This is a genomic window from Dapis purpurea BLCC-M126 (assembly GCF_050015975.1).
Lineage (GTDB): Bacteria > Cyanobacteriota > Cyanobacteriia > Cyanobacteriales > Microcoleaceae > Trichodesmium.
Genome location: NZ_JBNHER010000122.1, coordinates 15,413 through 31,767 on the forward strand (window position 1 = coordinate 15,413; position 16,355 = coordinate 31,767).

Here is a 16,355-nt window from a genome sequence, read left to right on the forward strand (position 1 = left end):
ACAGTCTCTAATATATGTTTATAACTATACTTCAATATAAAATCTCCCCTACTCCCCTGGTACCAGATTTGATATGACTCCTAACTCCGAGTGCGATAGAATAACTAATTAACCGGATTCTACATATCATCCTCCAATGGTGCAACACCACTTTTTCTGACTATTAAACTAGACATAGTATAACTTATATATCATACAATTGGTAGGATGATAGTAAAGGTTGTGCCTTCTCCAAATATAGATTCGCAGGTAATTGTAGCACCATGTTTTTCTGTAATAATTTGATGAGCGATCGCCATCCCTAAACCTGTTCCTTTACCCACTCCTTTTGTTGTAAATCCTTGTTCAAATATTCTATTTTTGGTCTCTGATTTCATCCCACTACCATTGTCTTGAATTTCAATCTGTATTTGATTTTCATCTAGTTGAAAGGTCTGAATCTTAATTTGATTCGGTTTCTCTTCAATCTCAGCATAAGTTTTATCAATATTTGCTTCATCAAAAGCATCAATAGCATTTCCCAAAATATTCATAAATACCTGATTTAACTGACCAGGAAAACAGTTAATTTCTGGCAGTTCCTCATATTCCTTGATTATTTCTATTGCCGGACGTTTATCGTTAGCCTTTGTACGATGTTTGAGAATTACTAAGGTACTCTCTATCCCATCATGGATATTGAATTTCGTCTTATGCTCTTGATCTTTGCGGGAAAATATCCTCAGACTGGTGCTGATATTTTTCATCTGCTCTACTCCCACATTCATCGACTTTAATATTTTGGGAAAATCTTCTCGCAAATATTCCAAATCAATCTCTTCGGCATGATCTTCTATTTCCTCAGCAGAAGTATTCTCTTCATATAGCTCCAAATGTTCTAATAAGTCAGCTAGGTTGTCTTCAGCAAGTTGAACATTGCCAGCAATGAACCCCAAAGGATTATTAATTTCATGGGCAACTCCAGAAAGCAAAGTCCCTAATGCAGACATTTTTTCACTTTGAACTATTTGTAATTGTGCTTGTTGTAAATCTCGCAATGCTTGTTGTAAATCTCGCAGTGCTTGTTGTGTTAGCTCATAGAGTTGAGCATTTTCCAGAGCAATGGCAGCTTGAGCGCACAGAAATTGAATTATTGTTTGCCGTTCGGTAGTAAAAATCCCTTTTGTTGTCGGATGCTCTAAGTACAAAATAGCCACTAAATGACCTTGATGCAATAATGGCACACACAATACACTTTGGGGTTGATATTGGAGTAAGTAGCCTTCGAGGATGCCAGTAATTTCTGTTTGGGCTTCATCAATGAGTACAACAGACTGTGTATTTTTCACATATTGAATCAAGCGAATGGGGACTGGAATGTCTGTAGTTAGGGGTTGTGAGTGGGTATCAGTTTCTATTGTACCATCTATTGCCAGTTGTGCTATTGCCCGCAGTTGCCATTGGTCAATTTCCGGAATCAGTAACACAGCTTTTTGTGCCCCAGCATTGGTGAGAATAATTTGTAGAATGTTACCTAATAGTGGTTCCAATTCTATGATACTGGAGATAGCTTGAGCTGCTTCTAAAATTGAAGCCAAATCTAAGGCATTAGATAATCCTGTTCTGGTAGTTTGAGTCTTGGTTTTTGAGGTCTGTCTTTGAGTAACTCGCTGTATACTATCAAGGGGATTTTCTACTTGTTGCTGTTGCAGGATAGGGGTAAGTAGTTGAGGGTATTTTTCTTCTAGTTGGTTAATCTTCGCTTTGGCTCCCCAGCGGGCATAACAATAGTAGGCTTCTTGCATATAGCCTGCAGCTACTTTCTCTTTTCCCCAGTCTAGGTAAAATTTAGCTGCCAGTTCGTTAGCTAATGCTTCTTCTTGGAGATATTCGTTTTCTTTGGCTCCAGCAATGGCGCGATCGTACAGATCGATTGCTTCAAATCGTTCTCCTGAAATTCGGTGACGTTCTGCTGCTACTAAATCTACCTTATGTTGACCATTCATTGGAGCATGAGTTGCCCAATATTGCATTTTACTCTGATTAGTTTCAACTTTTTCCAGTATACTTTTCTGCACAGATGTGTCTGCACCATCATAATGAGCTAACTGAGTCAACGAATCATAGAAATTCCATACATACTCTTCTAACAAAGCGACAATCCCATCCAAATAAGACTCTGCTAATGCAGCATTTTCAACTGCTTGGGGAATCAGCTCGAATAAATAGCAAAGAATCAACTTATTCATATAAAATAAATTAAGTGCTGTCCGATGATTAGCAGCAATTTTCAATGGGACAGACTCAGTTTCATTATAGGCTGTTCCTATTAATTCCCATGGAGTTTCCGACTCTCCCAATAAATTTAGAACAGCTTGTTGAAAAGCTTGATGAGCAACCAAGGCATTTTCTTGATTCATAGTAGCGAGAGCATGACTTGAACTTGCTATTTCCCGTTTAACATCAGAGAGGTTATCACCCATAAAATAAAAGTATTGAGAACGGTTTGAGATGGCTAACCCCGCAAATTGGAAGTTCCCAGTCTCAAGTCCAGCTTGGTAAACCTTGAGCAATAAAGGAATAGATTCTTGAATATGAGTTGAACGGTGGCTGATGCAAGTTCCAGCCATGAATGTACCAGCAACTCCATCCCCAGTTTGAGGACTTAAATCTAATTGACAAGCAATTTTTCCATACTCAGTCGCTGATGTAATGTCTTGTAATACCAAAACACAAACTAGGCCATAGCAGGAATAGATAAATGAAGAGTGTACTGTATTCCCATATTGAATAGATAACTGCATGAGCTTACAACTTATCCAAGGGAAAAGACTGGGTTTAGCTTGATAACAAGATACTATTAAATTTGCCAGAATATTTACTTTGGCTAACTGCTCCCTATCCTCAATCAACGGTAAATTAGCTAGTTCAGCAATACCTTTACCATGCATCAACTGGGAAATTGCTGTTAGTTCCACCTGTAAATCCTCAATTTCAGGTGATTCTGGGAACTGAATCCCTAATAAAGCCAAGAACTCTATACCTATATTGAGAGCTGATAATTGTTGAGTTTGAGCCGTCTTAGCCAGAATTTTAATTTCATGGACTTTTACCAAATCCAGCAAATCTTGCCGATGATTAAAAACTTGCTCAATTATAGTTTCCATTAATTCAAAATCACCAGTCAAATAAGCTGCTTCTGCATAATTTTCATGTAATTTTAAAGTTAATGGATAATTCGTTTGCCAACTTTCTACATTCACTAAAGATATAGCAGTTTGAAAATATTGCAATGCTGCTCCATAAGCTGCCGAACCTTTGGCTTTTTCTCCTGACTTTAAATTGAGTTGCATCAAATAGTCTTTTTCTGTAGAGTCAGCAATTAATTCTATTCCCTGATTCCAGTGGTTGACAATCGTAAAAATATTGGTATCCTGTTCTTCATAAGACAGGTTACGTGAGAGTAAGCGTCCGATTTGTAAATGAGTAGCTTGTTTTCGCCCTTCAGGAATCAGAGAATAAGCTGCTTGTTGCACCCGATCATGCAAGAAACGATAATTTACTGATATATTTTCTTGACTTTTCTCCTGCTGTAACTCTCCTTGGAAAAATTTATAGGTGTCAGATTGGGGAATCACAAACCCTTCCTGCAACCCTCGCCATAAATTCCCTGCTACTTCATCTTGAGTCTGCTCACATACGACTGCTAATATGCCTAAGTCAAATTGGTTGCCAATACAAGCTGCTAGTTTCATTACATTTTGATTGGCTTCTGGCAGTTTCTGCAACCTTCCTACCATAAACTCCACCACATCATCTGTTAGTGCTAACTGTCGTACCTCTGACATGTCGCACTGCCAGTAACCTGCTTGCATATTAAAAGTAATACACCTATCTTCATGCAACCCTTTCAAGAATTGGGTGCTAAAAAATGGATTCCCTTTGGTTTTCTGATACACTAACTGGGATAAGGGTGCTGCTAGTTCTGTCGTACACAGTAATGTTTCCGCCACTAAACGATTAATATCATTCTGGCTCAAAGGTTCTAGAGTTATCGTTTCAAGCTTTGCCCCCTCTTGCCTAATTTCATCCAATGTAAACACTAACGGATGAGCTGGAAATACCTCGTTATCCCGATATGCTCCTAACACTAATAAATAACCAACTTCCGACTCATCCATCAACAACTTCAACAAGTTTAACGATGCCGAGTCTGCCCATTGTAAATCATCCAGGAATATTACTAAAGGATGTTCTTTTGTGGTGAATACCCGTACAAACTTGTTAAATAATAAATTAAAACGATTTTGGGCAGCAGTTCCTGATAGCTCTGGCACTGCTGGTTGAATACCAATAATTCTTTCTACTTCTGGTACTAAATCTATTATTACTTGCCCATTTTCTCCCACCGCATCCAAAATTTTGCTTTTCCATGCAGCTAGTTCGGTATCCGATTCTCCTAACAATTGTCCCATCAAGTCTCGGAAGGCGATGACAAATGCAGAGAAGGGTATATTACGATTAAATTGGTCGAACTTGCCTTTGATAAAATACCCTCTTTCCTTGACTATGGGTTTATGCACTTCATTGATTACAGCCGTTTTCCCTATTCCGGAAAATCCTGCTACTAACATCATTAGAGTTTCACCTTCAGCGACAAGAGCGAATCCATCTAAGAGTTTTTGTACTTCTGTTTCTCGTCCATAGAGTTTTTCTGGTATGAGGAAGCGATCTGATAAATCTCTGCTCCCTAGCTCAAATTTGCTAATTTTTCCTGTGTCTTTGAATTGTTGTAAACATTGCTCTAGATCGTGCTTGAGACCTAATGCACTCTGATAACGCTCTTCGGCATTTTTCGCCATTAACTTCAGAACTATATCAATCAGGGGAGTAGGGAGTTGATTTTCAGGAGTCGGAGGGATTTTGGCAATATGACAGTGGATTAATTCCATGGGATCACTACTTTCAAAGGGTAACTTTCCTGTTAGGAGTTCAAAAAATGTCACACCCAGAGAATAGAAATCTGTACGATAGTCAATTCCTCGGTTCATCCTTCCTGTTTGCTCTGGGGAAATGTAGCCTAGAGTTCCTTCCAGAACATTAGGATTTATCAGTTGTTGCTTTTCAGTAGGCAGTAGAGTCGAGATGCTAAAGTCGATTAGTTGAACTTGCTTGGTTTGAGGGTTTATCAGAATATTACTTGGTTTTATGTCTTTGTGGATGATACGTTGTACGCTCAGATAGTGGAGAGCTTGTGCTAATTGAATTGCGATGTGGAGGAAATTGCTGAGGCTTTGCTCTGATTTAGTCCAATACTCATGCAGAGCGATTGCTCCATTATCTGGCATCACCAAGGCATAACCATTTTTATAGCGCTCTAGAGCTAGAGGTTGCACAATAGATTGATTTTCCAGATTACAGGTGATAATGTATTGGTTCCGGAATTGAACTAATTCATTAAAACTGGGGTGAGGATTGCGTAATACTTTAATAATTACTGGTTTCTTGTCGCAGATACGTTGGCCACAATAAACTAAAGTGCGTGTTCCTTGGTATAAGTTTTCGCCGAAGTAGTAGTTAGGAAGGTTTAGCATAATATATTAGTAAGCAGATTTAATTTAGGTAGACTTCAAGTTTTTGGTGAGATTTTACCAATAGATATCTCCAAAAATGCAAAATAAAATCTATTCTTATCTAGAAATTGTCAATTATTTCTCCCTGTTCCCTGTTCCCTCTTTTCTCAAGATTTCTAATGACAATGACTAGGTTAAATCGGAATATCTATAATAAATTATTTGCGAGCGTGAGTGATATTACCTGAAATAAAGGTAATGGGATTATTGATTTCATGGGCAATTCCTGCCACCATTTGACCTAAAGAAGACATTTTTTCGGTTTGGATGAGTTGAGCTTGTGTCTGCTGCAATTGTTGCAAGGTTTGTTGCAAGTGTTGGTTATTTTCTTGGAGTTGCTGGGTTCTCTGTTGAACTTGAACTTCTAGGTTATGGCTATAGTCTTCTAGATGTTGGTAAAGTCTAGCGTTTTCGATGGATATTGCTGCTTGGGCGGTAAGTAGGTTAAGTACTTCGATCCGCTCTCGAGTAAATGCTTCTGTAATGAGATGGTTTTCTAGGTAAAGGATGCCTATGAGTTTTCCTTGATTGAGAATGGGAATGCAAAGAAGACTTTTGGGTTGTTGTTTGAGGAAATAAGTATCAGCAGTCAAGGTGTTTTTTTCTTCAAGGTTGTTGAGTAGCAGTGTCTTTTGAGTTCGTTTCACAGTGTTGATGATGCTTATAGGTACAGTTTTTGTTTGATCTAGGGAAAAGATGCTGACCTCACAAGTTTTATTATTGCATTGAGCAACAATTTCCCAATTATCAGAGTTGTTTAATAATAAGACTGCTTTGTTAGCTCCTGCATTCTCGATTAAGAGTTGCATTGATTTAGATAGTAACGCATCAAGTTCAATTTCTTCGGAAATAGTTCTGGAGGCTTTGATAGCAGAAGCATGGTCTAGGAAAACAGTTGTAGTCGTGAGTGTATCTGAGGGTTGAGTGGAAGTGAAATCGTTGTGGGAATTATCGTGTTGTCTTGTTTTCAGGATAGGGTTGAGGAGTTGGGGATATTTGGTTTCGAGTTGGTTGATTTTCGCCTTTGCTCCCCAACGGGCGTAGCAGTAGTAAGCTTCTTGCATATACCCGGCAGCCACCTTCTCTTTCCCCCAGTCGAAGTAGAATTTTGCTGCTAGTTCATTGGCTAATGCTTCTTCTTGGATGTATTCGTTGGCTTTGGCTCCAGAAATAGCCTGGTCGTATAATTCTATTGCTTCTGCTTTTTGTCCCTTAACTCGGCAAATTTCTGCTGCTACCAAATCAACTTTATGTTGATGATTCATTGGAGCATAATGTGCCCATTGTTGTTGCAGTTGTTTTTGGTTTTCTTCTACTCTCTGGAATACTTCTGAGGTTTCCTCTGATACTAAACTCAACTGTGCTAGAGCAACTAAAGAATCATAGAAATAAAATATAGGTTTAGTAATAAATCCAGCATCAATTGTGAAATAGCCTCTAGTATCTACTGCATATTTATTTGCTTGCTCAAATTCTCCAAAGATGTAACACAGTATCAGCTTGTGTAAATATAAGACATATAATCCATAGATGTCATTTGCAGAAATCAGTAAAGGCAGAAACTCTGTTTCTTGAATAACTTCCCCAGAAAAACTACAGGCATTTTCTGCACTGCCCAGCAAATTTAACATAGATTGCCAATAGATTCGACAATAATTAGCTGTAGTCAATTGATTTAATTGCACTAAGCCATTGCAGTAAACGCGAGTTTCTTGCTCTATGGTTGTCAGAGACTGACCACAGAAGAAAGCGTGGAGACAAATTTTGTGAGCATTATATCCAACAAACTCTAAATTCCCCACTTCTAAAGCATTTGTATAACCTTCTTGCAATAGAGTTACTGTTTCTTTCATGTGTGATTTGCGGTGTAGAATAAATCCGCCTAGCACGTCTAATACTTCCGGCTTATTTGTTTTAGCATCTAGTTTGACAACAACCTGATATGCCAACTTGCCAAATTCTGTTGCTGTATCTATATCTTGCAATATATTACAAAGAATAATTCCATAAATTGTGTAGACATAAGTTGAGGCAGGTGTGTTGCCATACTCAAGAGATAGTTTAACAGAACAGGAAACTAATAAGGGCAATAGGGAAGACCCTGAAATAATTGCTGCGGGGATAACACGATTGGAAATTTGAAGAATGGCAATTTTTTCAGCATCTGTCATTACAGGTAGATGAACAAAATCTTCAATTTTACGGCCTGCAATCAGTTCATTGATATCTTTGTTTGCCTGCTGAATATCTTCTGATGTTGGTGATTCTGTCAAAGTAACGCCCAGCTCTTGCAAGATTGTTTTTGCGAGTTCTATAGCTTCCATTGATTTATTTTGAGAGACATTGGCTTGAATTCTAGTTTGATAAACCGCTACTTTTTCTAGTAAAGAATTTGCCTGGTGAATGACTATATCAATGAAGCTATCCATTACCTCAAATTCACCACATAGTGAAGCCAACTCCGCTGTTAAATTATGGAATTCCAAACACATTTCATATTGCCTTTGCCAAGCATTTTTTCCCAACAGTGACAATCCGATCCTGGCATATTCACGACCTGCTTGATAAGCAGTAGCCACCCTAGCTTTGCCACAGGCAATTAAATTGAGTTTGGCTAATTCATCTCTTTCTTGTTGTTCGGTTATTAAAGCCGTTCCATAATTTAATTGATTCACAAGTTCAAAAATATGGTCTGCTATTGCTTCTGAAGAAATCTGTTCCAGCAATAATTGTCCGATATGATAATGAGTTATTTGTTTTTCTTTTTCCGGAATCAGAGCATAAGCGGCCTGTTGTACTCGGTCATGCAAAAAACGATAGCTAACCGCAACATCCTCAACATCCTGTTCCTTCTCCTCATTTAACTGGAAAAATTTATAGGTTTCGCTTTGGGGAATCACAAAACCTTCTTGCAGTGCTGCCCATAAATCTGTCGCCACTTCTTCGTGAGCTCCTTCGCATACCACCACCAAAGTCGCTAAGTCAAAACGGTTGCTAATACAAGCGGCCAACTTTAGTACATTTTGAGTCTCTACCGACAATTTCTGCAACCGCCTTACCATGAACTCTACCACATCATCTGTGAGAGCTAACTGCCTTATCTGTGTTAAATCGCATTGCCAATATCCAGTATCCCCATTAAATGTAATACAACCATCCTCATGTAACCCTTTCAAAAACTGGGTGGTAAAAAATGGATTCCCTTTGGTCTTTTGATAAACTAACTCCGACAATGGTTCGGCGATTTCTGTTGTACATATTAGAGTATCAGCAACTAAACAAGTCAGATCCAATTCCCCTAAAGCAGCTAATGTCAAAGTCTGAATCTTGGCTCCCTGTTTGTGAATTTCATCTAGACTCAGCATCAAGGAATGTGCTGGGAAGACTTCGTTGTCACGATAAGCTCCCAATACTAGCAAATAACCGCTCTCCGAATCATCCATCAACAACCTGAGCAGATTCAATGATGCTGAATCTGCCCACTGTAAGTCATCCAGGAAAATTACTAAGGGATGCTCTTTGGTGGTGAATACCCTCATAAATTTGCCGAACAGTAAGTTGAAGCGATTCTGTGCTGCTGTACCGGACAATTCAAGAATGGGTGGTTGTTGACCGATAATATTTTCCAACTCCGGTATCACTTCGATCAGTACTTGTCCATTTTCTCCTAATGCGTCTAGGATTTTGGTTTTCCAATTTGTCAATTCTGTATCTGACTCACTGAGTAGTTGTCCCATCAAGTCTTGAAAGGCTTGCACAAAAGCAGAGAAGGGAATATTTCGATTGAACTGGTCGTATTTTCCTTTGATGAAATAGCCTCGCTGTCGAACTATGGGTTTATGAACTTCATTGACTACAGCAGTTTTCCCAATACCGGAAAACCCGGCTACTAGGATCATTTCTATTGCACCTTCAGCAACTCTGGCAAATCCATCCAAGAGTCTTTGCACTTCAGTTTCTCGTCCGTAGAGTTTTTCGGGGATGAGAAAGCGATCGCTCACATCTCTTGTTCCCAACTCAAAGGATGTAATTTTCCCTTCTTTTTCTAACTGTTGTAGACATTTCTCTAGATCGTACTTTAAACCCAAGGCACTCTGATAGCGGTCTTCCGCATTCTTACTCATCAATTTGATAACTATTTCTTGCAAAACTTCTGGCACTTGAGTTGGCACTAGAAACTTCGCTTTCTGGGCAATATGACAATGCACCAATTCAATTGGGTCCCTACTTTCAAAAGGTAATTTTCCAGTGAGGAGTTCAAAAAATGTCACACCCAGAGAATAAAAATCCGTGCGATAGTCAATGCCTCGGTTCATGCGTCCAGTTTGTTCGGGGGATATATAGGCTAGGGTTCCTTCCAGAACATTAGGGTTGAGCAGTTGTTGTTGTTCAGTAGGTAGTAAACTAGAGATACTAAAGTCTATAAGTTTAATTTTCTTGGTTTCTGGGTGGATGAGGATGTTAGTGGGTTTAATGTCTTTGTGGATAATGCGCTGTTGCCCTAGATAGTGGAGAGCTTCTGTTAGTTGTATAGCAATGTAGATAAAATTACTGAGAGTTTGCTCTGAGTTTTGCCAATACTCAGAGAGGGCGATCGCTCCTTCATCTGGCATCACCATGGCATAACCATTGTTATAGCGCTCTAGGGCTAGAGGTTGCACAATAGCTTGATGTTCCAAATGACGGGTGATAATGTATTGATTGCGGAATTGCACCAATTCATTGAAACTAGGGTGAGGGTTTCGTAATACTTTGATAATTACTGGTTTCTTATCCGAGGTACGTTGACCACTATAAACTAGATTTCGTGTTCCTTGGTATAAGTTTTCGCTGAAGTCGTAGTTGGGAAGGTTAACGGTAATAGTGTTGTTCATAATCAGCCGATTTTATTTGGGGTACATTTTAAGTTTTTGCGAGGATTTTTAGTTAGGAATAACTAACAGTTAAATCGGAATATCTATAATAAATTCAGTACCTTTTTCTGGTTGGGAAATACATTGTAATTTTCCTCTGTGCTGTTCTGTGACTATTTGGTAACTAATAGACAACCCTAGTCCTGTTCCTTGACCAATTGGTTTAGTTGTAAAGAAGGGGTCAAAAATTCGTTGCTGAACAGTTTCGCTCATTCCTGGCCCATTGTCAGCAATGGAAATTCTGATACTATCCTTGTTCTGCATTTGAGTGGTGATAGTAATTGCTGGACAATCCTGAGCTTTAGAGGTATTTACAGCATCAATGGCATTAGTGATAATCTGTAGAAACACTTGATTGAGTTGACTGGGGTAACAGTTAATTAGGGCTAATTGAGCATAGTTTTTAATTATAGCAATCTCTGGGCGGGAGCTATTACCTCTGAGGCGATGCTGCAAAATCATTAATGTATTCTCTAATCCTTCATGGATATCTACTTGCTTTCTTTGGGATTCGTCTAAGCGTGAGAAGTTACGTAAACCGAGAATAATTTGGCTGATGCGCTCGCCACCTGTTTGCATGGAATTAAATATTTTTTCTATGTCATCACATAAGAATTCTAGGTCTATCTCTTCTAATTTGTCTTCTATGGTAGCACTAGGAACAGATAAGTTTTCTTGGTAGAGGTTAAGTAATTCTAATACGTCCTGGAAATATTTGCGAGCGTGAGTGATATTACCTGAAATAAAGGTAATGGGATTATTGATTTCATGGGCAATTCCTGCCACCATTTGACCTAAAGAAGACATTTTTTCGGTTTGGATGAGTTGAGCTTGTGTCTGCTGCAATTGTTGCAAGGTTTGTTGCAAGTGTTGGTTATTTTCTTGGAGTTGCTGGGTTCTCTGTTGAACTTGAACTTCTAGATGTTGGTAAAGTCTAGCGTTTTCGATGGATATTGCTGCTTGAGCGGTAAGTAGGTTGAGCACTTCAATGCACTTTGGAGTAAAAGCTTCTGTAGTGAGATGGTTTTCTAGGTAAAGGATGCCTATGAGTTTTCCTTGGTTGAGAATGGGAATGCAAAGAAGACTTTTGGGTTGTTGTTTGAGGAAATAAGTATCAGCAGTCAAGGTGTTTTTTTCTTCAAGGTTGTTGAGTAGCAGTGTCTTTTGAGTTCGTTTCACAGTGTTGATGATGCTTATAGGTACAGTTTTTGTTTGATCTAGGGAAAAGATGCTGACCTCACAAGTTTTATTATTGCATTGAGCAACAATTTCCCAATTATCAGAGTTGTTTAATAATAAGACTGCTTTGTTAGCTCCTGCATTCTCGATTAAGAGTTGCATTGATTTAGATAGTAACGCATCAAGTTCAATTTCTTCGGAAATAGTTCTGGAGGCTTTGATAGCAGAAGCATGGTCTAGGAAAACAGTTGTAGTCGTGAGTGTATCTGAGGGTTGAGTGGAAGTGAAATCGTTGTGGGAATTATCGTGTTGTCTTGTTTTCAGGATAGGGTTGAGGAGTTGGGGATATTTGGTTTCGAGTTGGTTGATTTTCGCCTTTGCTCCCCAACGGGCGTAGCAGTAGTAAGCTTCTTGCATATACCCGGCAGCCACCTTCTCTTTCCCCCAGTCGAAGTAGAATTTTGCTGCTAGTTCATTGGCTAATGCTTCTTCTTGGATGTATTCGTTGGCTTTGGCTCCAGAAATAGCCTGATCGTATAGTTCTATTGCTTCTGCTTTTTGTCCCTTAACTCGGCAAATTTCTGCTGCTACTAAATCAACTTTATGTTGATGATTCATGGGAGCGTGTTGTGCCCATAACTGTTGTAGTTGAGTTTGTTTTTCTTCTACTTGTAGAAAGATTTCTGATGTCTTTGCTGAAATTGAAGTTAAAGCTGCTAAAGCTGTTAAAGAATCATAGAAATAATACACTGGTTCCCCAATGAATCCTAGACCACCCATTAAATAGCGCCTCACTTCAATGGCTTGGTTTTGAGCAGATTCAATTTCTTCAAACAAGTAGGCAAGCATCAGCTTATTTATATAGAAGTAATACAACGCAGAAAAATCACCAGTTTCAAGGAATAGAGGTAGAGACTCGGCTTCTTGGAAAACTTCTCCAGACAAGATAGTTGGATTTTCTGTAGCTCCTAGCAAATTCAACATAAATTGCCAATGAATTTGAATCCTACTGGCTGTTGTCAATTGATTCAATTGCATTAGGGCATTGTAATAATTACGAGTTTGCTGTTCCAAGAAAACAAGAGGCTGACCGCAATACAAAGAATTGTAGCAAAACGTTTGAGCATTATATCCGGCATATTCTAGGTTTCCCACTTCTAGCCCTATTTCATAACCCTCTTTCAAAAGTGGTAGGGTTGTTTTAACGTGATATTGGCGATGTAATATAAATAATCCTAACACGCAATATACCTCTGGGTTGATACTTTTAGCATCCATTTTCTCGACGACATCAAGTGCTAAATTACAAAATTTGACTGCGGTATCCACATTTTGCGTTATATTGCAAGCAATGATGCCATAGGAAGCATAAGCCAAAGCTGAAACTGATAGATTTCCATATTTAATTGATAGCTTGACTGACAAGGAAACCAATAGGGGAAATAAGGGAGAACCACAAATAGAAGTAACTGGAATGATGCTGTTAGCAATCTGGACAATGGCGATTGTTTCAACATCTGTCATCTGAGGAAGGTGAATCAATTCTTGAATTTCACTGTCTCCTATAAGTGTCTCAACGTCGGCAATTGCTTGTTGAATATTGTCTTGTGTAGGTGCTTTGGGAAAGGTGATGCCTAACTTTTTTAAGAATTCTTGAGCAATATCAATAGCTTGAGTCAGTTGATTGCAAGAAACATTAAATTGTATTCTAATTCGGTAAACATTTACCTGTTCTGATAAAGTATGTGCGTGTGTAATCACCATTTCAATGTACTGTTCCATCGCCTCAAAATCACCGCAGAGTGAAGCCAGCTCTGCTGTTAAATTATGGAACTCTAGAGTCATTTCATATTGACGTACCCAAGGCTGTTCTCCCAGTAAGGATAATCCTATTCTAGCATATTCACGACCCCCTTGATAGGCTGTGGCAGCTCTAGCTCGGCGACAAGCAATTAGGTTGAGTTCGGCTAATTCATCCCGTTCTTTTTGGTGTTTTATTAAGTCTGTACCATAATTTAATTGATTGACGATCTCGAAAATGCGATCTACTCTGTCTTCTGAAGGGATTTGTTGTAGCAACAATTGCCCGATGTGATAATGAGTTGTTCGTTTTTGAGCGTCTGGAATCAGAGAATAAGCAGCCTGTTGCACGCGGTCATGCAAAAAACGATAACTCACTGCCACTGTCTTAGTTTGGGTTTCATACACACCACCCTGAAAAAACTTATAACCTTGAGAAATAGGTGAAATCAACCCCTCTTGCAATGCTTGCCAAATATCTGCTGCTACATCTTCTTCTGGTTTCTCACACACCACTGCTAATGTCTCTAACTCAAACTGATTCCCAATACACGCGGCTAACTTTAATTTCTCCTGGGTTTCTACTACCAATTTTTGTAGCCGCCCTGCTAGAAATTCCACCACATCATCTGTAATAGCTGCATCCTGGACATTCACTAAGTCGCATTCCCAATAGCCTAAACTGTGATTAAATTTAATGAGTTGTTCTTCATATAACCCTTTCAAAAACTGTGTTGTAAAAAACGGGTTGCCTTTAGTTTTTTGATACACTAATTCGGTTAAAGGTTGAGCTAATTCCTGACTACAATTGAGAGTATCTGCTACCAATTGATTGATGTAATTAATTGCTAATGGCTCCAAGGTGATAGTGGAAATAACGGCTTGATTTTTCTCTAGTTCACCCAAACTCAACATCAAAGGATGACCTGGAAATACTTCATTATCACGATAGGCTCCCAAGAGAAGTAAATACCCAGTTTCCCCACTCATCAATACTTTCATTAAGTTTAGTGATGCTGAGTCTGCCCATTGTAAGTCATCTAAAAACATTACTACTGGATGTTCAGCAGTAGTAAATACAGTTATGAACCTTTGAAACAACAAGTTAAAGCGATTTTGGGCAGCACTGCCTGATAGCTCGGGAACTGGTGGTTGAATACCGATAATCTTTTCTACTTCGGGTACTACTTCAATTATAACTTGAGCGTTTTCTCCCAAAGCTTTAAGGATTTTAGTTTTCCAATTATCTAATTCTGTATCTGACTCGCTTAATAATTGGTCGTTCAAGTTGCGGAATGCTTGCAAAAATGCAGAAAAAGGGATGTTACGATTAAATTGGTCAAACTTGCCTTTAATAAAGTAACCTCGTTGCTTCACTATGGGCTTATGTACTTCGTTGATGACTGCTGTTTTGCCAATGCCAGAAAATCCTTCTACTAACATCATTTCTGAACTGCCACCCGTAACTCGCTCAAAAGCATCAATTAGCTTTTTGACTTCGCTTTCCCTGCCGTAGAGTTTTTCAGGGATAATGAAGCGATCGCTCACATCCCGCTCTCCCAATTCAAAGAATGTAATTTCTCCTGTTGTCTCTAACTGTTCGAGACATTGTTGTAAATCATATTTCAAACCCAAGGCACTCTGATAACGGCCTTCAGGATTTTTAGCCATCAATTTCATAACTATACTTTGTACTACTTCTGGTACTTTAGTGGTTACTGGAAATGTAGGTTTCTGGGCAATATGACAATGCACCCATTCCATTGGATCGTTGGCATTAAAAGGTAATTTTCCGCTGAGGAGTTCAAAGAATGTTACACCAAGGGAATAAAAATCGCTGCGATAGTCAATACCTCGGTTCATGCGTCCAGTTTGTTCAGGAGAGATGTAGGCAAGGGTTCCTTCTAGAACATTGGGGTTGAGCAATTGTTGTTGTTCAGTAGGTAGTAAACTAGAGATACTAAAGTCTATAAGTTTAATTTGCTTGGTTTCGGGGTGGATGAGGATGTTGGTAGGTTTGATATCTTTGTGAATGATATACTTTTGGCTTAGATAGTGGAGAGTTTCTGTTAGTTGTATAGCAATGTGGAGGAAATTGCTCAGAGTTGGCTTTGAGTTTTGCCAATAGTCCGAAAAAGGGATAGCTCCTTCATCTGGCATCACCAAAGCGTAACTATTACCATAGCGTTCCAGGGCTAAAGGTTTCACAATAGCTGGATGTTCCAAATGACGGGTGATAATGTATTGATTGCGAAATTGGACTAATTCATTAAAGTTAGGGTGAGGGTTGCGTAAGACTTTGATTATTACTGCTTTCTTGTCACAAGTCCGCTGGCCACTATAGACTAGAGTGCGTGTTCCTTGGTATAAGTTTTCGCCGAGGTAGTAGTCGGGAAGGTTAAGCATAATAGTGTTGTTAATGGTTTTCAGATTTGATTTGGGTAAATTTCAAGTTTTGGCTAAGGTATTAGTTAGATATCTCCAGAAAATAAACTTGCTCTTTATTTAACATAAGCAGGAAAAGTAAAAGTCACTGAAAAAATCATTTTTAGTACCTTTGGAACAAAAATTTGTTGCCTATTCTCTATTATTTGTTGCTTATTCCCTATTATTTGTTGTCTATTCCCTATTATATCAAGTTTGTTTAATTGCACATACAATAATCGGATCTACAGGGTTTGAGGATAGTTTAGGAAGTTGAGTTTCTTTCTTCTTGACAAGCCCTAGTACCGCTACGCGGAAGTCAGAATTCAGAATTCAGAATTCAGAAGTTTTGATTGGTAAGGCTTTGAGTATTTTGTTATATCATGTTCGGATGATCACTTATAATAAAGCCAAAATCATTACAGTA

General features: G+C 38.7%; 3 protein-coding genes. All 3 read right to left on the reverse strand.

The window, feature by feature from the left end; all coding sequences use genetic code 11:
* Positions 1 to 191: 191 nt before the first annotated feature.
* Entirely contained in the window at positions 192 to 5,573 is a 5,382-nt protein-coding gene (locus ACP6PL_RS11165; RefSeq protein WP_426545327.1) for a trifunctional serine/threonine-protein kinase/ATP-binding protein/sensor histidine kinase, read from the reverse strand.
* Positions 5,574 to 5,770: 197 nt separating this feature from the next.
* Positions 5,771 to 10,486, reverse strand: a complete 4,716-nt coding sequence (locus tag ACP6PL_RS11170; RefSeq protein ID WP_426545328.1) for an ATP-binding protein — start codon at positions 10,484 to 10,486, stop codon at positions 5,771 to 5,773.
* Positions 10,487 to 10,555: 69 nt separating this feature from the next.
* Entirely contained in the window at positions 10,556 to 15,910 is a 5,355-nt protein-coding gene (locus ACP6PL_RS11175; RefSeq protein ID WP_426545329.1) for a trifunctional serine/threonine-protein kinase/ATP-binding protein/sensor histidine kinase, read from the reverse strand.
* Between the last annotated feature and the right edge of the window lie 445 nt (positions 15,911 to 16,355).